17 protein-coding genes are annotated in these 20997 nt (G+C 57.9%); 12 read left to right on the top strand and 5 right to left on the bottom strand.

What is annotated here, in order from left to right:
• Positions 1–231: 231 nt before the first annotated feature.
• Complete coding sequence (locus JC607_RS26165) at positions 232–492, bottom strand: transposase (RefSeq protein ID WP_370584883.1); 261 nt, start codon at positions 490–492, stop codon at positions 232–234.
• The gene (locus JC607_RS26160) at positions 462–887 is read right to left on the bottom strand and encodes an IS5 family transposase (RefSeq protein WP_370584882.1); all 426 of its coding nucleotides are present in this window, start codon (positions 885–887) and stop codon (positions 462–464) included. The genes JC607_RS26165 and JC607_RS26160 overlap by 31 nt, the downstream gene beginning before the upstream one ends.
• 204 nt (positions 888–1091) lie before the next feature.
• On the opposite strand from JC607_RS26160, the gene JC607_RS19260 reads away from it, so the two are divergent.
• From JC607_RS19260 to JC607_RS19230, 7 genes are read left to right on the top strand one after another with little or no spacing between them, the layout of a single operon-like run.
• Positions 1092–1988, top strand: coding sequence for a WYL domain-containing protein (locus JC607_RS19260; protein WP_198838504.1), 897 nt, complete (start codon positions 1092–1094; stop codon positions 1986–1988).
• The gene (gene brxF / locus JC607_RS19255) at positions 1985–2443 is read left to right on the top strand and encodes a BREX-3 system P-loop-containing protein BrxF (protein ID WP_198838503.1); all 459 of its coding nucleotides are present in this window, start codon (positions 1985–1987) and stop codon (positions 2441–2443) included. Before JC607_RS19260 ends, brxF begins: the two co-directional genes overlap by 4 nt.
• Before the next feature lie 14 nt (positions 2444–2457).
• Complete coding sequence (locus JC607_RS19250) at positions 2458–6189, top strand: DUF6079 family protein (RefSeq protein WP_198838502.1); 3732 nt, start codon at positions 2458–2460, stop codon at positions 6187–6189.
• A 35-nt stretch (positions 6190–6224) separates the two neighbouring features.
• Positions 6225–9023 (top strand): DNA methyltransferase, encoded by a 2799-nt coding sequence (locus JC607_RS19245; RefSeq protein ID WP_198838501.1) that lies wholly within the window; start codon positions 6225–6227, stop codon positions 9021–9023.
• Positions 9020–11833, top strand: a complete 2814-nt coding sequence (locus JC607_RS19240) for a helicase-related protein (RefSeq protein WP_198838500.1) — start codon at positions 9020–9022, stop codon at positions 11831–11833. The genes JC607_RS19245 and JC607_RS19240 overlap by 4 nt, the downstream gene beginning before the upstream one ends.
• On the top strand, positions 11830–13854 hold the full coding sequence (gene pglZ / locus JC607_RS19235) for a BREX-3 system phosphatase PglZ (RefSeq protein ID WP_198838499.1): 2025 nt from the start codon (positions 11830–11832) through the stop codon (positions 13852–13854). The genes JC607_RS19240 and pglZ overlap by 4 nt, the downstream gene beginning before the upstream one ends.
• Positions 13823–14539: a hypothetical protein gene (locus tag JC607_RS19230; protein WP_198838498.1), complete on the top strand. Its 717-nt coding sequence runs from the start codon at positions 13823–13825 to the stop codon at positions 14537–14539. The genes pglZ and JC607_RS19230 overlap by 32 nt, the downstream gene beginning before the upstream one ends.
• Before the next feature lie 113 nt (positions 14540–14652).
• Here the strand turns inward: JC607_RS19230 and JC607_RS19225 are convergent, their stop codons facing one another.
• The 3 genes from JC607_RS19225 to JC607_RS19215 form a co-directional block, all read right to left on the bottom strand.
• Entirely contained in the window at positions 14653–15489 is an 837-nt protein-coding gene (locus JC607_RS19225) for a hypothetical protein (protein WP_198838497.1), read from the bottom strand.
• 228 nt (positions 15490–15717) lie between these two features.
• The gene (locus tag JC607_RS19220) at positions 15718–16155 is read right to left on the bottom strand and encodes a hypothetical protein (RefSeq protein ID WP_370584881.1); all 438 of its coding nucleotides are present in this window, start codon (positions 16153–16155) and stop codon (positions 15718–15720) included.
• A 333-nt stretch (positions 16156–16488) separates the two neighbouring features.
• Positions 16489–16725: a hypothetical protein gene (locus JC607_RS19215; RefSeq protein ID WP_198838517.1), complete on the bottom strand. Its 237-nt coding sequence runs from the start codon at positions 16723–16725 to the stop codon at positions 16489–16491.
• Positions 16726–16951: 226 nt separating this feature from the next.
• Here JC607_RS19215 and JC607_RS19210 point away from each other — a divergent pair, with 226 nt between their 5' ends.
• The 5 genes from JC607_RS19210 to JC607_RS19190 all read left to right on the top strand — a co-directional run bounded on the left by JC607_RS19210 (position 16952) and on the right by JC607_RS19190 (position 20903).
• Positions 16952–17281: a hypothetical protein gene (locus JC607_RS19210; protein ID WP_198838495.1), complete on the top strand. Its 330-nt coding sequence runs from the start codon at positions 16952–16954 to the stop codon at positions 17279–17281.
• 73 nt (positions 17282–17354) lie between these two features.
• Complete coding sequence (locus JC607_RS19205; protein ID WP_370584880.1) at positions 17355–17945, top strand: lytic transglycosylase domain-containing protein; 591 nt, start codon at positions 17355–17357, stop codon at positions 17943–17945.
• A complete protein-coding gene (locus tag JC607_RS19200) occupies positions 17945–18232 on the top strand; it encodes a TrbC/VirB2 family protein (protein WP_035715012.1) in 288 nt (95 codons plus the stop codon). The genes JC607_RS19205 and JC607_RS19200 overlap by 1 nt, the downstream gene beginning before the upstream one ends.
• Positions 18233–18244: 12 nt before the next feature.
• Entirely contained in the window at positions 18245–18523 is a 279-nt protein-coding gene (locus JC607_RS19195; protein WP_198838494.1) for a type IV secretion system protein VirB3, read from the top strand.
• A complete protein-coding gene (locus tag JC607_RS19190; RefSeq protein ID WP_198838493.1) occupies positions 18513–20903 on the top strand; it encodes a type IV secretion system protein B4 in 2391 nt (796 codons plus the stop codon). The genes JC607_RS19195 and JC607_RS19190 overlap by 11 nt, the downstream gene beginning before the upstream one ends.
• Positions 20904–20997: the final 94 nt, after the last annotated feature.

The following is a 20997-nucleotide window of genomic DNA, read 5'->3' as shown; positions in this document are numbered from 1 at the left end:
AACGAGCAGGGCAGGCCATGCTGAGCCAACGACGGTTCACAAATACTCGTCGGCTACACATCATTGACATTCAGCCGAGTAGAGCATTTTATTGTCTCAATAACACCCCCGAGGTCATGTTGGCAAATGGAGGAGCCGTCGCCTGATAAAGGCGACGTAGACGAAGCTTTCGGCGGCTTTGTCGTAGTGGGTTGCCAGCCGACGGTTGCTTTTCAGCTTGTTGAAGCAGCGCTAGACCATGTTGCGCAGGGTGTAGCTGCTCATGTCGACAACCTTGCGCACCCTTAGATTCTTTCGCATCGGTATCATGGGCAGGGCGTTGCGGCTCTCGATGTCTTCCCGAATTTTATCAGAGTCATAGCCCCTGTCGGCCACCAGGACGGCGGGCTGTGGCAGATTGCCGGCCATCACCAGATCGTAGCCGGTGTAGTCGGAAACCTGCCCGGGCGTTAGCTCGGTCCTCATCGGGAGGCCCGCTCCGTTGACGCGCAGATGGATCTTGGTCGAGAACCCACCTCTCGAGCGGCCAAGAGCCTCTTTCGGTGTCCCCCTTTTGCACGCGCCGCATGATGATGAGCGCAGATCACAGTGCTATCAACCATCTGGAGCTTGTCTGGCGCGATCCCAGCGTGGTTCAGCGCATCCAGGGTATCCTCCCACAGTCCCGCCAAAGTCCACCGGCGGAACTGACGGTAGACCCAGGACCACTTCCCAAACTCTTCGGGCAGATCACGCCATGGCGCACCAGTCCTTGCGGTCCAGAAAACCCCGTCGAGAACAAGACGATGGTCCGCAGGTTTCCGCCCGTTAGGGTGCCGGACGGCACGAATGAAGCCCTCGAAGAAGGTCCACTCATCGTCGGATATCAGGTTGCCTGCCAAGTTCATCTCCCACGTAGAGATGAGCTTGAATCATAGCACGACTGACAGAGGAATCCCTTTTGTCAGAACGACCTACGCCTGAATGGTCAACTTCCAGGGCAACGCCTTGAAATTCGATTGATAATCTCGGTGTCACTCCCTAAGGTTGTCGCAGGCCCAGAAAGTGGGCGCGCATAGTTACAATGCGCATTGGGATACCGGGAGGCCAGGGTGGATAGCGACAGGTCAGAACTGCGATGGGGAGTCGAGCAACGTCTCGAGTTCATAGAGTTCCGCTTGTTCTGGGAGGGGCATGTAAACCGGAGTGACCTCATGGATCAGTTCGGTGTCTCGGTCAACCAAGCGTCCACTGACCTGAATCGCTACATCGGCTTTGCTCCGGCGAACATGGTCTACGACAAGAGTGCGCGGACTTATGTGCGAGGCAGTGCTTTCCAACCAAAATTTCTGGAACCTGATGCCAGTCGCTATCTAGCTCAGCTACGGTCCGTGGCCGAAAACATTCTTGACCGCGAAGACTCCTGGATCGCTAATCTTCCGTCCTTTGCCTCTGCGCCGACGCCGGTCCGTGGTGTTGACCCCGTGACGCTTCGGTCCGTTGTGGGAGCGATCAGGCGATCCGAAGAGATAGAGATACGATACCAGTCCCTTTCCAGCCCAGATCCGCGGTGGCGTTGGATTGCGCCTCACGCGATTGCCTTCGATGGATTTCGCTGGCACGCCCGCGCGTTTTGTCTAACCGACGAGTGTTTCAAGGATTTCCTTCTCTCCCGGATGATTGAGATTCGTGGCTCACGCGAAAGCGGGACATCGGCCGATGATGATCTCGACTGGAATTCAGAACTCGTCCTCGAAGTGGCTCCTCATCCCGAACTGTCAGAGACGCAGGCTAAGGTCATTGCCCTCGACTACGGGATGCGTGGCGGCAGAGCGAAGATAAAGGTGCGCCGCGCGCTGCTCTATTACGCGCTGAGGCGCTTGGGATTGGATACAGATCCCGCCGCCCGGCGCCCGCAAGACCAACAGATTGTCCTGATGAACGCCCCCGAAATCGGGCACTCGATACCGAGCGTCTCGGCGTCCGTGAGCGGAGGCGTAAGCGGATGATCGAGGCACTTGAACGCGTTGTTGACGATATTGCCGTGGTGAACAGCAAACTATTGCTGCTGATTGGCGCACCAAATTCCGGAAAGAGCGACTTGCTACGCCAGCTGGCTGGACGTCGAAAGCTGCACGTCCTCAACATTGGAGCTGCCCTCGGACGAGAACTGCTGACAATCCCGAGCCCCAGGAGACACCTTCAAGCAGCCGACCTTCTGAAAGGGTTAGCGGATGAGTTTTCACGGGAAGGGCTTCTCCTCATGGACAATCTCGAACTCCTGTTCGATCAGGAGTTGAAGCTAAGTCCGCTCGATTTGCTCCGGCGGCATTCTCAGGCGCGACGCGTTGTTGCGGCTTGGCCGGGGACCCTCACAGACAACAGGCTGTCGTATGCAACGACAGGACATCCAGAATATCAGGACTACAGCTGTGATGGCGTGGTTCCGTTCAGAGTAAATTGAAAGGAAATCTCGAGATGGCAATGCGTTACGGCGATCTCATTCAATTTGAGCCCATTGAATCGGTTATTCAGCTTCTCGATGCAGATCGTCCTGATGAAGCCAAGAAGCTTGTGTCCACCTATGTCATCTCGGATGACATGGCCGACCGCATCGCCAAGCTCATGATCCCGCAGCTCTCCTTCGATGAGGCTGTGGACCACAAAGGCGTCTTGGTGGTCGGGAACTACGGCACTGGTAAGTCGCACTTGATGTCGGTGCTGTCACTTGTCGCTGAAGATGAGGCATATCTGCCGATGATCCAGCACCCCAAAGTGGCCGAGGCTGCAAAGACAATTGCGGGCCGCTTCAAAGTACATCGGATTGAGATCTCGAGTCAGATGTCATTGCGCGACATCATCACCCAACAGCTTGAGGTGTTCCTGGAAAAGCACGGCGTGACATATGCGTTCCCGCCTGCCGACAAGGTCATCAATAACAAGGCTGCGTTCGAGGAGATGATGTCGGCTTTTGCGGAGGTCCACCCTGATCAAGGTGTTCTCCTCGTTGTCGATGAGTTCCTCGAATACCTGCGGTCGCGCAAGGACCACGAACTTGTGCTCGACTTGTCCTTCCTCCGCGAGATCGGAGAGGTTACCAAACATCTCCGTTTCCGTTTCGTTGCAGGCGTTCAGGAAGCGATCTTCGATAGCAGCCGCTTTCAACATGTGGCGGATAGCCTGCGGAGGGTGAAGGACCGCTTCACTCAGGTCTTGCTGGCAAGACAAGATGTCAGTTTCGTTGTCGCGGAACGTCTCTTGAAGAAGTCCGCGGACCAGCAGGACAAGATCCGCGCTTACCTTGCACCATTCTCGAAATTCTATGGCTCAATGAATGAGCGGATGGACGAGTATGTGCGTTTGTTCCCAGTACACCCAGACTACATCGGGACGTTTGAGCGCCTTGTCTTCACCGAGAAGCGGGGCGCGTTGGTGACCTTGCGTGATCAGATCCAGGCAATCCTTGACGACGAGGTTCCTTCAGATCGGCCTGGTCTAATCGGCTTCGACAAGTTTTGGGACACTGTCGCAACAAACTCCGTCTTGCGCTCAGATCCGAATATCGGGCCAGTGCTAAAGGTCTCAGAAGTGCTTGCGGAGAGGGTCTCCAAGGCGTTCACTCGCCCAGCCTATAAGCCGATGGCGCTTCGCATCATTGACGGTCTTTCGGTCCACCGCCTGACGACGGGCGGGGACATCTATGTGCCGGTCGGACCGACGGCCGAGGAACTGCGCGACACGCTGTGCCTGTTTCAGCCGGGTATTGAAGACATGGGCGGCGATCCGTCCGACGATCTACTCACAGCAGTCCAGACCACGCTTCGAGAGACCCTCAAGACGGTAAACGGTCAATTCATCTCCAAGGCGCCAGACACCGAGCAATACTATCTCGACCTGAAAAAGGACGTCGATTACGACGCGCAAATCGAGAAGCGGGCCGAGGCTCTTTCCGAGGATGCGCTCGATCGCGCTTACTACGGCGCCATTCGCCAACTCATGGAGCGCACGGACGAGTCGAGCTACGTGACGGGACACCAGATTTGGCAATACCAGATCGAGTGGCAGGAGCGTCGCGTCGAACGGATTGGCTATCTGTTCTTTGGCGCGCCGAACGACCGGCCGACCGCTCAGCCAGAGCGGGATTTCTATTTGTACTTCATCCAGCCCTTCGATCCCCCGCGTTTCCGTGATGAGCAGAAGCCCGACGAGGTCTTCTTCCGTCTGAAATCACCAGACGAAACCATCAAGCGATTGCTGAGCTTCTACGCCGCCGCCCAGGAACTGGCATCCACGGCAAGTGGTGGCGCGAAAGGCGTGTATCTCGACCGCGCTCGCGATGCGCTGCGCGAAATGAGCAAATGGCTGCAGGAAAAACAGCTGGAGGCATTCGAGGTCACGTTCCAAGGCAAGTCCAAGGCACTTCGTGACTGGACCAAAGGCATTTCACTCAGGGACAAAGCGCGCTTGGGGCCGGATGAGCGCATCAACTTCCGCGACGTCGTCAACGTGATCGCGGGGATCGCGCTAAGCAGCCGGTTCGCCGATGTTTCGCCCGAATACCCAACATTCTCGGCGCTCGTGACGGAGTCCAACCGAAAACAGCTCATTGGCAACGCGCTCCGTGCCCTAACTGGCAGCAACCGTACGAAAGACGCTGTGATCGTCCTGGATGGCCTCGAAATGCTCGATGGTGATCGCATCGACCCGGTTCAATCTCGATACGCTCAGGAGGTTCTCGCGCGGCTGAAGGCCAAAGGTCATGGGCAAGTGCTTAACCGCAGTGAGTTGCTCGTTGGAAATGCGGATATCGAATATTTCAGCCCTGACAAGTACCGGCTCGAGACCGACCTATTGGTTACGGTGCTTGGGTCACTGGTCTATTCCGGAGACATTGTTCTCGCGATTACCGGGGACAAAATTGACTCCGGCAAGATCGGGCTTCTCGCGGATCGTCCGCTCGATGAGTTGAAGCAGTTCAAGCATGTTGAGGCGCCGAAAGAGATCAACGTTGCCGTGCTCCGGTCACTCTTCGAGATGCTGGAGTTGCCGCCGGGTCTAGCGCAGCAAGCAACTCAAGGCTCGGATGAACCGGTCAAGGCGCTTCAGGAGGAAGTCAGCAAGCTCACAAAACGTGTGCTTGCAGCATCCACTGACATGGCGAACCGGCTGAGCTTTTGGGGCCAGTCTCTCCTGCGCGAGGAAGAGATTCGCGACTGGAGATCGAAGCTCGACGAGCTCAAGGCCTTCTCGGAAAGCCTGTCGCCCTACAACACGGTCGGCAAGCTCAAGAACCTGCGCATTGGGTCTGACGATATCGCAGCCCAGAAAAAGAACCTTGAGGTTCTGAACTCCGTGGAAGGACTGATCAGCCTGATCGGCGAACTCGGGAACACGGCAAGCTATCTTGGCCAGGCCGAGATGGTGCTGCCGTCTGACCACGCTTGGGTGAAGCAGGCTCAGGACACGCGCAAGCAGGTCCTCGATGCATTGTCGACGAGTCGAACTGGACAGAATGGATCTGAACACCGGCAGACGCTGGCCAAGCTCAAAAAGGACTATGTGACGGCGTATGTCAGCCTGCACAGCAAGGCGCGTCTCGGAGTGTCCGAAGACAAGACGAAGACCGCGCTGCGCAAAGACTCTCGGCTCGTCGCCATGCGGGCTTTGGCGAATATCTCGCTGATGCCGACAAGCCAGCTCACCACCTTCGAGGAGAAACTCGACAAGTTGAAGAGCTGCGCCTCGCTGATCGACTCCGAACTGGCGGCCAGCCCGGTTTGCCCGCACTGCAACTTCCGCCCGGCGAATGAGCAGGGCGACATGCTGCCTGCTGCCAATGTGCTCAAACAGCTCGATGACGAGCTCGATCAGCTGCTGGACGGATGGGTGCAGACGCTTCTCGACAACCTCGAGGATCCGATCATCCAGTCGAACTTTGAACTGCTGAAGGAAGGGTCGCGCAAGATCGTCACCGGCTTTGTCGACAGCAAATCATTGCCTGATCCCGTCACGCCCGAGTTCATCAGCGCCGTGCAAGAGGCGCTGTCCGGCCTCGACAAGGTCGTCGTTTCGGGCAGCGACATCCGGCAGGCCTTGCTTCAGGGCGGATCGCCCGCGACGCCCGAAGACCTACGCAAGCGGTTCGAGGCATTCCTGACCGACCGCTGCAAGGGCAAGGACACCTCCAAGCTGCGCTTCGTGGTCGAGTGAACTTCCGCCAACCGAAATTAAAATGAGACCAACCGATGACTGAACAACTGAAGATGGGTGGCGGCAAGAACGGCGGGCCGGTCGAATGCCTGGGTATGACCTTCCCGAGCGATGACGCGCGCCGGGAGCACTTCCTGAAGCTCTTGGCAGAGAAGTTGAAAGAGCCCGAGTTCCGAGCTCAAGAAGGTTTTCCTGTTGGATCTGATGAAGCAATTCTGGCGGTATCAGATCCGCCTTATTACACGGCTTGTCCGAACCCATTCCTCGAAGACGTAATTAACACATTCGGGACGGCATACCTTGCCAGCGACGTTCGAGAGAAAGAGCCCTTCGTTGCGGATGTGAGCGAAGGCAAAAATGACACAATCTATAATGCTCACGGGTATCACACAAAGGTGCCTCACAAAGCAATTGTCCGCTACATTCTGCACTATACCAAGCCGGGAGACGTAATCTTTGATGGCTTCTGCGGTTCTGGAATGACAGGAGTCGCGGCACAGCTATGCAGTGATGCATCTATTGTCTCATCTTTGGGGTATCGCGTCGGCGGCGATGGTTCAGTTCTCGATGCCAGACAAGAAGACGGTAAAACCACTTGGAAAACCATTTCTAAAGTTGGACGACGGCACGCGATCCTGTCGGACCTAGCTCCGGCTGCAACCTTTATCGCCCACAACTACAACAACCCTGCGTCTCTTGAGAAATTCGATGCAGCGGTTCGTGATATCGTGATCTCCGCTGAGGATGAGCTTGGCTGGATGTACGAAACTGAGCACGCTGACGGTATTCGAGGCAGAATCAACTATACTGTTTGGTCGGATGTGTTTGCTTGTCCAGATTGCGCGGGAGAAATCATCTACTGGAACGTAGCGCTTGATCACGTACAGAAGAAGGTTTTGGATGAATTTCGGTGTCCTCACTGTTCATACGAGATGAAGAAAAGATCGCTAGAAAGATCTTGGACAAGCACATTTGATAGAAGGCTTGGAGAGGACATCAAGCAAGCCAAGCAGGTTCCTGTGCTGATCAACTATAGTGTTGGATCAAGCCGATTTGAGAAGGAGCCGGATGATCAAGATTTCGACGTCATCCGCCAGATTAATGAAACGGATGCTTCGACTCACGTTCCAATCAACCGGATGATGGATGGACGAGAGGCTCGCCGGAACGACTCCATCGGCATGACGCACACCCATCACTATTTCACGCAGAGAACGCTGGCACTCATTTCTAAAATCCTCAGCGAATCGGAAGTGTATGAACCGGAAGTGCAGTCTATGTTGCGAATGGCCGTCATGGACTGTTTTTCAGTTTTGACGAAGATGTCACGTTTTCGCGCGCCGGCATGGTTCGATAAGTCTACAGGTCCAATGAAAGGATGGACTGCGGGGACGCTCTATGTTCCTTCGCTGCAAGGTGAACAGAATGTGCTAAACTCGTTCGCTGAAAAGGCGCGGATGATTTCGCGGGCATATAATCCCAAAATATCACATCAGTATGTGTCAACTGGTCATTCTGGAAAACTGACTATCCCAGATCAGTCGGTTGATTATATATTTCTCGACCCACCATTTGGTTCGAATATCAGCTACTCTGAGCTGAACTTTCTTTGGGAAAGCTGGCTTGGCGTGGTGACCCGAGTGGAAGATGAGGCGGTAGAAAATACCTCACACGGCAAGGGTCTCAATGACTACCGGAAACTGATGACCGAGTGTTTCAAGGAGGCACACAGAATACTAAAGCCCGGGCGGTGGATGACGGTCGAATTTTCGAATACCAAGGCGTCTGTTTGGAATGCCATTCAGACGGCGCTCCAGGAAGCAGGCTTCGTTGTCGCCAACATTTCTGCTTTGGATAAGAAGCAAGGCAGCTTCAAGGCAGTTACGACCACAACTGCGGTGAAACAGGATCTGGTCATTTCAGCTTATAAGCCGAACGGCGGTCTTGAAGAACGGTTTAAAAATTCGCAAGGCAGCGAGGCTTCTGTTTGGGACTTCGTGCGCACGCACTTGGGGTACCTTCCAACGGTCAAACTACGGGCCGGAGTACTCGAGTATATTAATGAAAGGGATCCACGTATCATCTTTGATAGGATGGTTTCTTGGTTCGTTCGGCACAGCTTTCCAGTACCTCTGTCATCGCAAGAGTTCCAAGAGGGATTGTTGCAAAAATTCTCGGAGAGAGATGGCATGGTATTCTTGCCTGAACAGGCAATGGAGTATGATCGAAAGCGTGCCATGTCTGCGGCTGCGCCTCAAATGGAACTCTTCATTAGTGACGAGCGCAGCGCAATCGATTGGCTTACCGACTTCCTTCGAAAGCGACCGTCAACCTATCAAGAATTGCACCCGGATTTTCTCAGTCTTTTAGGGGCAGGCTGGAAAAAGTATGAAGAGAAGCCCGAGCTTTCCGCGTTGCTGGAAGACAACTTCCTACGCTTCGACGGAAACGGCGACGTGCCGAGCCAGATTCACAGCTATCTCTCGACCAACTTCAAGGATCTCCGGGGTCTTGAGAAGGAAGACCCGCGCCTGAAGGCCAAGGCAAAGGACCGCTGGTATGTGCCCGATCCCAACAAGGCGAAGGATCTGGAACAAAAACGCGAACGGTCGCTGCTGAAGGAGTTCGAAGCCTACAAGACCGCGAACAAGCGGCAGCTCAAGGAGTCGCGCCTCGAGGTCTTGCGCGCTGGCTTCAAGACGGCCTGGGCTGCGAAGGACTACAAGACGATCATTGGCATAGCCGAGAAGCTGCCGGACGAGACGCTGCAAGAGGATGAAAAGCTTCTGCTCTGGTACGACCAGGCGCTGACCCGTACGGAGGCTGATGCGTGACGCTTGGCTCCCAAGACTTTGGCATTGGCGCGTGGTGCTGGCATGAACGACATGCCGCACCCTGCCGCGTCGTGGACCGGGAGGAGATGTGGGGCGAAACCGCATACCGCGTCTGGCTCCCGGGCAAGGATGCCATTGTCCGTGCCAGGTCTCGGGAGCTAGGGCCACTCGACGCTGTCCGAACGACAGTCGACCAGATCCTGCACACGGCCGCCGCGGCAAAGCTTCTGGATGCGCTGGAAGACAATCTGCTTCTGGCGCCGATCCAGTCGAGCGTCGTTCCTTTACCGCATCAGCTCCACGCCCTGAACCGCGCCATGAGCCGGGATCGGATCCGTTATCTGCTTGCTGATGAGGTGGGGCTCGGCAAGACCATCGAAGCCGGTCTGATCCTTCGGGAGTTGAAGCTTCGCGGCATGGCCAAGCGGATCCTTGTTGTCGCGCCCAAGGGTCTGGTGCGGCAATGGCAGGCCGAGATGCGCCTGCACTTCGGTGAGAACTTTCAGTTCATCGAGCCGTCAGAGCTTTCGGCATATCGTCAGTTCCGAGATGATGAGGAGAATCTCTGGCGGCTTCACGATCAGGCGATCTGTTCGCTGGATTCGGTGAAACCGCTCGAAGGGCGGCGCGGATGGAGCGCGGAGCAACTCAGCACCTACAATCGTGAACGGTTCGAAGACCTGATTTCGGCCAACTGGGACCTTGTGATCATCGACGAGGCTCACCGAATGGGAGGCAGCACGGATCAGGTTGCGCGCTACAAGTTGGGCGCGGCACTTGCCGAAGCTGCTCCGTACCTTCTGCTTTTGTCGGCAACGCCGCACCAAGGGAAAACGGATCAATTCCACCGTCTGATGCAGCTGCTGGATCGGGACTCTTTCCCCGATGAGACCAGCGTCTCGAGCGACCGCGTGCGCCCGTTCGTTGTGCGGACAGAGAAGAGGCTTGCGATCGATGCTGAAGGCAAGCCTCTGTTCAAGCCTCGAATGACCCGCATTCAGGCTGTCGCCTGGCTTGACCGACACAAAGCACAGCAAGGGTTGTACGAAGCGATCACTGAGTATGTTCGCCACGGCTATAACCAAGCCATGGCATCGAAGCAGCGGCACATCGGCTTCTTGATGATCCTTATGCAGCGTTTGGTGACGTCCAGCACCGCAGCTATCCGTGCAACCTTGGAAAAGCGGCTCCTCGCCCTGGACGACGACCAGCGACAGCTTCAGCTCTTTTCCACCGAAGGTGTCGGAGACTGGCATGAGCTAACGGGTGATGACCAGATCGATATCGCCGTGGCCTTCGATGCCTTGGATGACGAGCGAAAAGACGTTGAGGCACTCTTGTTCCTCGCGCGTGAGACAGAGGCGCAAGGAACAGACGCAAAAGCCGAAGCACTCCTTGAGCAGATCTACAAGATTCAGCAGGAGGAAAACGATCCTGAACTCAAGGTTCTGGTTTTCACCGAGTTTGTTCCGACCCAGGCCATGCTCGCGGAATTTCTCGAAAGCAGGGGGTTTTCGGTTGCAACGCTCAATGGGAGCATGGACCTTGAGGCGCGTGGCCGCGCGCAGCGGGCATTCTCGAAGGATGTGCGTATCCTGATCTCGACGGACGCTGGCGGCGAGGGCCTCAATCTTCAATTCTGCCATGTCATCATCAACTTCGACATGCCGTGGAACCCGATGAGGGTCGAGCAGCGCATTGGGCGCGTGGATCGCATTGGGCAACCGCATATTGTGCGAGCCATCAATTTCGTACTCGAAGACACTGTCGAGCATCGGGTGCGCGAAGTTCTCGAAACAAAGCTCGCTGTGATCGCCGAGGAATTCGGCGTGGACAAAGTTGCCGATGTGATGGATTCGGTCGAGGCGGAGCCACTGTTCGACGAACTCTTTGTTCAGGGGATCCAAGACCCGGCATCGATCGACACAGAATGCGATGCCGTTCTGACGCAGCTTCGATCCTCGTTGGCAGAGAACCGGAAGAATAGTGATCTGCTCGCCGACGGCCATGAACTAGAAGCCGATGATGCGCGCAAGTGGCGAGACCATCCGGCACAGTTTTGGCTGGAGCGGGCAATCACAACTGGCCTCCCTGCGCGGGGGGGTGAAGCCAAGAAGGAAGGCGATACCTGGCGGATACGGTGGGCCGATGGCACAGAGTCATCTTCGGTGTGTTTTGATGCGCGTACCGCGGGAGATCGGCCCGAAGTAGAGTGGGTCACGCTGGAAGATCCTAGAGCGCAGGCTTTGATTGCCGATCTTCCGCGTTGCATCGCCGGTCAACCCGTCCCCGCTGTCCGCATAACAGGCCTGCCTGATAGTGTGAAAGGCGTTTGGTCGCTTTGGGAAGTCAGTCTGGCAGCTGACGATTTCAGCCGCCGCCGCTTCCTATCCGTTTTCGTCAATGATGAAGGACGCGCCTTCCAACCAACGGCAAAACGCATTTGGGATGTGCTTCTGACGGAGCAGATCGAGCCGATTAATGCGCCTCAGATCGAGGCGCCGCGCGACTGGTTCGAGAGATCGAAAGAGGCTGCGGTCACGCAAGGAGAGCGGATGTTCTCCGATCTTGTGACAGAGCACAAGGCTCGGATCGATGAAGAACGCGAACGCGCACTCTACGCTTTCGAAGCTCGAAACCAGGCGATTGGCAGAGTGGGGCTTCAGACTGTTCGCGATTATCGACGGAAGCGGCTGCAGAAAGAACATGAAGCTCGGATGGCGCAGCTCGATGCTGCGGCCTCCTACTCGCCCGATCTCAATGCCCTCCTCGTGTTGCGAATTGGCGAAACGGTGGCTGGTGCACGATGAGTATTTGGGCCGATCGTATCCTGCGGGAGTTTCCCGCAGATCTGTCTCGCTTCTGGATCGCCTTGGATCCGGATGGCCTGCTCTTGGATGAGACCATTCTGCTCGGGCTCCGCGAACGCGATTTTGAGGTTCTCCCGTTCGAAGATTCTGTTTCGTTTAGAACCGAGTATGAAGAGCGTTATCGATCCGCATGGGATGTGGGTCAGAAGGGTACCGCGAAGGCGCTCATCCTGCAGTGGCGGGGCGCGGACATCAATTCCATCCCTTGGGACTACATCAGGGCAGCACGACAAGTCAGCCTGAGCTTGGCTGATCTTTTCCCTAATCTGAATTATGGTGTCGTCCGCAAGCTTGATGCTGAACACCATGAAGGGCTGTTCCAAGCCTACCAGAAGCATGTGACGCAGCTGCTCGGTGAGGCTGAGACCAAGAATTTTGTCCTCACGCACATCTTCAGGCTTAGCCCTTATCTGCTGAATCGACCGGAGGATTTTTGGCGAGAAGCTCTGCGGCTTCACTACCGCGGGGCTGGCCTTCCCAGCCTATTTGCAGACCATGTCGCAACCGTTCTTCGGGACACATCTCTTGGAAGTCTTCCGATTAGTGAACTGCTCGCCTCAAAACCCTTTATGCTCCGCGCAATACATGAATCTTGGGCGCGTTTCGTCGCAAAATATGGCGTTGAACCTGATGCCCGCGGCAGGGATCAGGAGCCGGTCGAAGGCCATGCATATGACGTGCCCTTTGATCACCCCGACGTAAGGGTGATCATAGATACCATGTTCCTCGAGGGAGCCCTTCAGCCTATTGAGGCAAGTGTCCGTCCTGAGCACCTTCCCGATTGGATACAGGTTGGTCTGATAGATGACCCTCAGGCACTTACGCATTTGGTGTCGGAGGGAGCGAAAAGGAACGCAGCGAGTCTACCCTCGGAGGGGGCGTCACATCGAGATTGGGTAGAGGCGGCGCGCCGCCTTGGAGAACTCATTTACCGCTTCAACGAACTGAAAGCGGCGGACGCAGATAACCTGCAGGGGCAGCTCCAGAGTTTGCAAAGAGAGGCCGATGCCCGCCTCAAGGATTGGGTGCTTCAGCATTTTGCCGACTTGCCGTCCCTACCCGTCGCAAAAGCGCCGGTGATGGTACATCACGTGCCGCGCTATCTCGCGATGCGCAGGGGCTTTGGCGAAGATCGAATTGCTCTTCTTGTCTTTGATGGTTTGGCATTGGACCAGTGGGCCCAGATCAGGGACCACCTGTCGACCAAGCTTCCCGACTTTTCCGCCGACGAGGGCGGCTGCTTTGCGTGGCTGCCGACGCTCACGTCAATCTCTCGCCAGGCGCTCTTTTCGGGCCTCAAGCCGCGGGAGTTTCAAGGCTCAATGGATTCGACGGCACAAGAGCCGTCTCTCTGGACGAAGTTCTGGCAGGAAAACGGCCTCCGAAAGCCAGAGGTCGTTTTCCAGAAGGGGCTCAAACGTTCCGACCAGTTGGCTCTACTCGAGGACGTACTTTCAAAGCCGACGACCAAAGTTGCGGGCCTTGTCGTTGATATGGTCGATGAAATAGTCCACGGAGCAATGCTTGGGAAACGCGGGATTGCCGGCCAAATTCGCGAGTGGTGCGATACCGGCTTCATTGAAAAGCTGTTTCTCATGCTTGCTCAGCACGGCTATCATATCTACCTGACTGCGGACCATGGCAATGTTGATGCCGACGGCATTGGACGGCTCAGCCAGGGCGTTGTCTCCGAGATGAAGGGTGAGCGCGTCAGAGCCTATCGCAGCGCGGACCTTGCTGCATCCGTTCCGCCCGATATCGATGCATTTCAGTTTAGCGGTCCAGGGCTTCCGTCCGACTTCTTGCCAGTTTACGCTAATGAACGCGGCGCGTTTGTGCCACGAGGGAACAAGATCGTTGCTCACGGAGGAATGGCGTTAGAGGAACTGGTTGTGCCGTTTGTGAAGATAAGAATGAAGAAAGAAGAACATGCGAGCGACAGCACCTCAGATAGGATTTGACCGCTTCATCCGCCTCGAGTGGGCGAAAAAAGCGCTGGAAGTCAGGGCCGGTCTCGCTGACATCAGCGAGCTTGATGCTCTGTTGGACGAAGCCCATTCAGGGCCTGCGGCTAGGAAGAAGACCAGAACCGTACTGAACCGCCTTTGGTTGGAGCCGCGAAAGGATCTGGAGCCTTTTGCTCAACGCGGCGTGGAACTGTTCCAATCGGCACCCTCTTCCTCGCCGGCGGCCCTGACATGGGGCATGGCTATCGTGACGTATCCCTTCTTCGCCAAAGTGGCCGAGATCGTTGGCAGATTGACCTCGCTTCAAGGCGACTGCACGACCGCTGAAGTGCATCGTCGGATGGCAGAAATCTATGGCGAACGTGAGGGGACCAGACGGATGACCAATATGGTCCTTCAGTCTCAGATAGACTGGGCGCTGCTTGATCGAAGTGACAACGGCAAGACGCTAACCCGGAAGAAACCCTGTGCGTTGGAAGGATCGGACCTCGTGCGTTGGATGACAACTGCCGTTTTGGAAGCCGTAGCTCGTCCTGTTGGACTCGGAACGCTAGAGGCCCAACCGGTGATTTTTCCCTTTGGCCTTGGCGACAATCTTGGCTTCGTTCTCTCATCTGCGTCTGATCTTGACCTGCGCGCGGATAGTGCCGGAAACCAATCTGTCTCGCTCAGAGAATAGGCAATGCCTATGGCGCTGCCTCACTTCTACGCAAATCATTGTAGTTGGTTAGTCGCCTGTGGATTCAGGTTCAAACAGTACCTCGTATGGTATGTTGACTCGGCGATGGACTGTCATCGCTGAATTGTGCCTGCTGAGACGGCCATGCCGTGCACCGCCAACTGTGCTTGGAACCTCGAACATCCAAACCTGGCAGACAGGCTAACCACCTGCTGCTCATAGCGATCGTTGCCGATGGCGCGCTTCAAGTCTGCCTCGTGGAAATATCGGTTGATAAACGGGGCGGGCGCCATCAGACGCTGCAGCTGGCTTGCCTTGGCCGAAATCGACTTGGCAGCCTGTGGAGGCGGACTCGGTCGAAATTCACCACCGCTGCCTCGCCACTTCCGCATGAACCCGAGCAGATATCCCGCCGGCACCGCCTCGTGCCCACGCCGCCGGTTAAACTCCCGGAAGCGATCCCAGATGTGCCGGCTGTCCGCCTTGTGGCAGGGCAGGGCGGTCTTGGCCTTCCCGATCAGCGCCAGCCAGCGCGCTGCCGTTTCAGGCTTTTCACGATCCACCATGATTGTTCCATGAAATATATTTTTGTTTGAATCCCTTATATAAGGCGAGATGTCAGCTGTGGTTGACACGTCATCCTCAGCATCCGGCTGATCGCAGCAGCCGAACCGGAAGAGCCAGGGCGCGGACCTGCCCTTGCCGCGATGGCGCAGAAGCCGCAGTCCGGAAGCCGCCAGCTCCGTCAGCAGGTTGTGCAGATACTGGCGCGAGACCTCCATCCGTTCGGCGAGATCGCTCAGAGTAAAGGCGGCGGTTCCATGGGGCAGGCCGTTGTAGCCTTCCTTCCAGGCGATGCCGTCGAGGATCAGTGTCGCAAGCTTGTGTGCGGCGCAGGAGAGGTTTGTGTGGGTGATGCGGCGAAGGATGGCGCCAGTGGTGAGTTCCATGATCGTCGTCTCCGATACGACGCGCCAGGATCACAGCAATACATCACCATAGCATGCAATATAACATTATTGGTTGCGCAACCTCAAAGGATGGACTAGAATACTCTGGCTAGGTGAGTGTTCTTTGAGGTTTTGGTGTTGGACCTTTGGTCTGGCGTCGTCTTCAAAAAGGGGATCGAACGTCCCCGACACAGAGAGCCGCCGGAGCCGCAAGGCTCCGGCGGCTTTTCAATAGCGGACCTCTTCCGATCCATAGTTTCCGGCATGGTCAAGCCAGTCCACGAAGACTGAGCGCCAGGAATAGCTGCGGCAATGCTCGGGCACCGCGAGGTCGGAAGCTTCCGGGACAGCGGCAACCGAGGATCTGGCCCAGCCATAGTCGCCTTGCGTGCCATAGGAGCCGAGCCGGGTGGAATCGCTGCGGATGCAGTCGCCATCGCGGTTCTGATGCTGGCTGAACTGGATGTGGTAGACCCGGATGCTGCGTACGAAATCAAAAGCATCCCCGGAGATGTCGACGTCGGCCAGCCCCTCGGCCTGCGCGAGGATCAGCCCAGGCACTTCGATAGGGATGGGCCGGGTACTTTCGTGCGGCTCGCGGAACGCAATTTCATAGAGGCGCTCCATCGGGCTGAGCGGCACACCGCCACCGAAGGATGCGCCCATAGGGCAGCGCCAGATCTGCAGGGGCGGCTCTACCGGCCAGGGCGTGATGCGGCGAATGAACTCGGCGCGGGCCCGTGCGCAGGGGACAGAGGCTGGCCAGCCGCCGGCGAGGCACAGAAGGATGGCGCAGTCGATCTGGTAGGTCTGTGCCTGAACTGGAGCAGGGCTCGAGACTGCGGCGGTCAGGACCAGAGAGGCTGTCAAAACGGTGGTTCGAAGGGCAGGGTACATGGAGGCGACTCGCTCAGTTACCCCTTATCGCTACGATACACCATTATTGAATGCAACATTCTTGCATTGCTTGTCATGTGGTTGGCGCGTCCGATTTTCACCTCAGTGGCCGATCACGCTCTGGAAGCGCCCGTAATCCTGACTGACCTCCTGTGCCTCAGAGAAGGCCCGGGCACGCTCCGCATCGAGGCAGCGGAAATACTCCTGCACTGCGGAGATGTAGCCCTCGAAGTCCTCCCGGATCAGATCGGCATAGGCGCGTACATCGGCAGGATCACTCGGCAACCATGGCCGTTCGGGAGGATTGCATGACGCCGAGGCGGTGGAGCAACTCACCATGATCGCGACAACGCAGGGTAGCAGGCGCACCTTCACCATGTTTCGGACGATGCCCCGTCATTGCTTTGATTTGTCACGGTCTTGGGCTATCCACCCTTATGGAGCGATGATCTGCCGTCAAGGCATCAAATAATCATTGCTATCAATAATAGTGTAATGATACGGCTGTGGTGATTTGATTCCCCATGGCCTGACCCATTCAATGGAGAGGAGCCGCGGGGAGACCATGCTAGAAGACGCCCCGAATGTGGTTACAGAAGACGGATTGCGACAGCTGCTGGCACAGGGCTATTCGGCCGAAGTGGTCTGTCGGACCGCGGCCGAGAAGCGCCTCAATGCCTGGTACGGCTCTTGGTATGTGCGGGCAATCGGGCCTGTGGGCGGCGATGAAAAGATCGTCGTCACCAGCCGCAATTACATCAAGGCCCGCGAGTTCAAGACCGTTGCAGGGCTTGTCAGCTTCCTCTCGGATATCGGAATGCGTACGGCGCATATTCCGCTCGACGAGGGGGGACGCTCTCTCCACCAACTGCCAGAGCCCGCGCAGCAGGACTGAAGCGTCCTCCCTCCCTCTGGCCCTCGCTATCCTTGCCGGGTTCAATCCGGGCGATGCGAGCGCAGAGGGCTTTGTGTTCCGGGTGGCGCTGGACGGCCAACTGGCCTCGGTGTCATCCGATACTGGCTTCATGCGCCAGTTTGGCGACGAGACGCCGGAGCGACTTTTCCTCTTCACGACACCCCGGGATGATGGCGGCACTGGTGCCAGTGTCGCCACGCCGCGGTCTGCTTCTGCCAGCCCCGAGATCCTCCAAGGCATAGAAGACACCGCGTTGCGCTATGGTGGCCATGCCGCACTGAGGCGGGCAGGGCTGTCTGTCACCGACTGGGCACTCTTCTACCGCGCCAATATTGAGGTCGAGAGCGCGTATAACCCGGCGGCCCTTAGCCATGCCGGCGCGATCGGCCTTGGCCAGCTGATGCCCGATACCGCCAGCTTCCTCGGGGTCGATCCGAACGACTGGCGGCAAAACCTCGACGGATCGGCCCGCTATCTTCTCCTGATGCTCGAGACTTTCGGCACGCCGGAACTGGCCCTGGCCGCCTACAACGCCGGACCCGAGGCCGTCAGCCGCCACGGCGGCATCCCCCCTTATGTTGAGACCCAGGGCCATGTGGCCCGTGTGCAGGCCGTTTATGCGCGGCTGAAAGGAACGAGTTGATGAAATCCCCTTCCGTCACGGCGGTCATGACAATGGCCTTTGTGGTGCTGGCAGGCCCTGCGCTGGCTCAGAGCATCGACCTCTCGCCGGTGCAGACACTGCTGCAAGGCATCGTTGATGCGATCACCGGCCCCTTGGGCATCGTGATCGGCACGCTGGCACTGATCGGGGTCTTCCTGTCCTGGCTCTTCGGCATCCTCGACTTCCGCCAGGCGCTCTGGGTGCTGGTGGCGATCGCCGGCATTGCCGCCGCGCCAACCATCGTTGCCGCGATCTGGACCACCTGAGGTCTGAGGGTCATGGCGGAACAGTCGCGCGTCTTCATCGGCCTCTTGCGGCCCCCCAAGCTGATGGGGCTGCCGATCATGTACGCCATGGTCTGGCTCTTTGGCTCGTCGATGCTGTTCCTCTGGGTCCAGAGCTGGATCATCGTCGTGGCGGCCGGGATTGCCTGGCCGCTTCTGTGGAAGGCGGCGGATTGGGATCCGAACTTCCTCGACGTGCTGGTGATCACGCTTCAGGAAACCCCGTCGACGCGGAACCGCAAGCATCACGGGGGAGACAGCTATGCCCCGTGATGCAGCGATCGCCGCCGAGGGTAGCGCCGATTTTCTTGCCGATCCAATCTCGGCGCTGCCGACCTGGGCCGTAAAGGAGAAGCGGCTCGCGCATATGCTCCCCTATGTCAGCCTGGTGGCCGGGAATACGATCCGTACCCGGGGCAATGAGCTGATGCAATGCATCCGGCTGGAGGGGGTGAACAGCACGACCTCCGATGACAGCCATCTTGACCGGATCGGAGCGCTGCTTGCGGGTGTGGTGGCGCAGGTCGGGACGGAGTTTTCCTTCTATCTGCACAAGGTTTCCAAAGCGGTGGACACGCGGCTTCCGCCGATCCCGGGCGAGGGGTTCGCCGCTGCGGTCGATGCGCGCTGGCAGGCGCAGCTTGCAAAGGGTGGGTTGCGCGACAAGACCCTGACGCTTTCGATCCTGAAGCGCCCCGATCCGGGCAGCCGGATCCCCTTCATCGCGGCGGCGTCCCGCGCGCGACTGGCCGCCGACACCGTGCGGCGCCTGCGCAAGCTGGATGAGGTGGTGGGATTCATGCTCTCCAGCTTTTCCGATCTGAAGCCGCGCCTGCTCACGGCCGAGAGTGGCGAGTTGCTCGGTTTCCTCGGCAGCCTGAACACTGGCGAGGAACATCCGCTCTTCCCGGCATCGCGCCTCGGCATCCTGGCCGAAGATATCGCCAATACCCGTGTGACCTTCCGCGGCGCGGAGATTCACCTGAGCGATGGGGCCGTGGGCGAGAAGTTCGGGACGATCTTCGCGGTGAAGAACTACCCCGCCAAGACCGACAGCCTGATGCTGGATGAGTTGAACCTGCCCATCGATATGGTCGTCACCCATTCCTTCGTGCCGATCAATTCGAACATCATGGCCGGTCGGATCAAACGCCAGCTTCGGCTGATGCAGGCAGCCAATGACGGCGCGGTCAGTCTGGCCCAGGAGCTGGAGTTGGCGCAGGATGATCTTGAATCAAAGCGGCTGATCTTCGGCGAGCATCATATGAGTGTGGCGGTCTATGCCCGGACCCGCGCCCATCTCGACGACATCTGTGCGGAAATCCGTAACATTTCCGCCAGTTCCGGTATCAACCTGATCTCGGAGGGCTTCGGGTCGCGCGCGCATTACATGGCGCAACACCCGGGGAATACGGGAGCGCGGAGCCGCAAGGCGGCGATCACCAACCACAACTTCGCAGATCTGGCGACCTTCCATCGCACCCCGCTCGGCAAGACCGGTGAGGAACTGCCCTGGGGCGTGCCGATCACGCTGTTTCCAACCCCGGAGCGCAGCGGTTTCCGGTTCAGTTTCCATGAACAGGGCTCGCCTCTGAAAGAGCCGACCGGCGGGCACACCCTGATCCTCGGACGTCCCGGTTCCGGCAAATCGGTGCTGGCTGCGTTTCTGATGACCATGGCCCGCCGGGCCGGGGCACGGCTCTTCATCTTCGACTACCGCGCCGGGATGGAAATGGCGGTCCGCGCTCTCGGCGGCAGCTATGCCACCGTACGCGCGGGCAAACCCACCGGGCTGAACCCACTTCAGACCGAGATCGACAATCGAGGTCAGGCTTGGCTTGCCGATTGGCTGGCGACGCTGCTTGAGCGCCGCGACCGGCCGCTGACCCCGGTTCAGACCAACCGCCTGCAGGAGGTCGTGCGCCAGAACGCGGGTGCCGATCATGCATCCTTACGCAACTGGTCGGATTTCGCTTCGCTGCTGGTCTCGACCGATGATGACGGCGATCTCTTCGAGCGGATGCAGGAATGGACCGAGACTGGCCGCTACGGCTGGATCTTCGGGGCCAATCCGCAAGACAGCTTTTCGCTCGGCGGCGAGGTCTCGGGTTTCGATCTGACCGGCATCCTCGATTCCGAGAGCGAGCGCGAGCGGATGGCCGTGCTCTCCTATCTTTTCCGCCGGGTCGAACGGGTGATCGAGGATCGACGCCCGACGGTCATCCTGATCGACGAAGCCTGGAAAGCGCTCGACAATGCGTACTTCGCGGATCGCCTGAGCAACTGGTTGGTGACAGCCCGCAAACAGAATGCGGTCGTTGTGATGATGACCCAGTATGCGAGCCAGCTCGAGCGCACCCGCACCGGCAAGACAATCGTCGAGGCGGTGCCGACGCAGATCCTGCTGCCAAACATCCGCGCCAGCGCAGCCGATTACGCGATGCTCGGTCTCAGCGAGAAGGAACTGGATGTCCTCCTCGGTGTGGGGACCGCTTCGCGCCTCGCGCTGGTGCGCGACGACCGTGGCTCGGTTGTCATCGATGCCGATCTCTCAGCCCTCGGCCCTCTCGTGACCGTCCTTGGCGGAATGGAGAAGGGCGAGCAACTCGTGGGGGCGGATTACCGCGACCGCCCTGATTTCTGGAAGGTGTAGTGTGATGTCTCGTGTAAATTGTGCCCGGCTTATCCATCTTCCCGTCCTCGGCAGTCTCCTGCTCCTTGCCGCTTGTGCAGGCGGGCAGGCCCCA

The sequence above is a fragment of the Paracoccus sp. IB05 genome, assembly GCF_016405985.1.
Classification (GTDB): Bacteria; Pseudomonadota; Alphaproteobacteria; order Rhodobacterales; family Rhodobacteraceae; genus Pseudogemmobacter.
The sequence above is the reverse complement of the archived record's forward strand: the minus strand, read 5'-3'. Positions and strand labels throughout refer to the sequence as shown.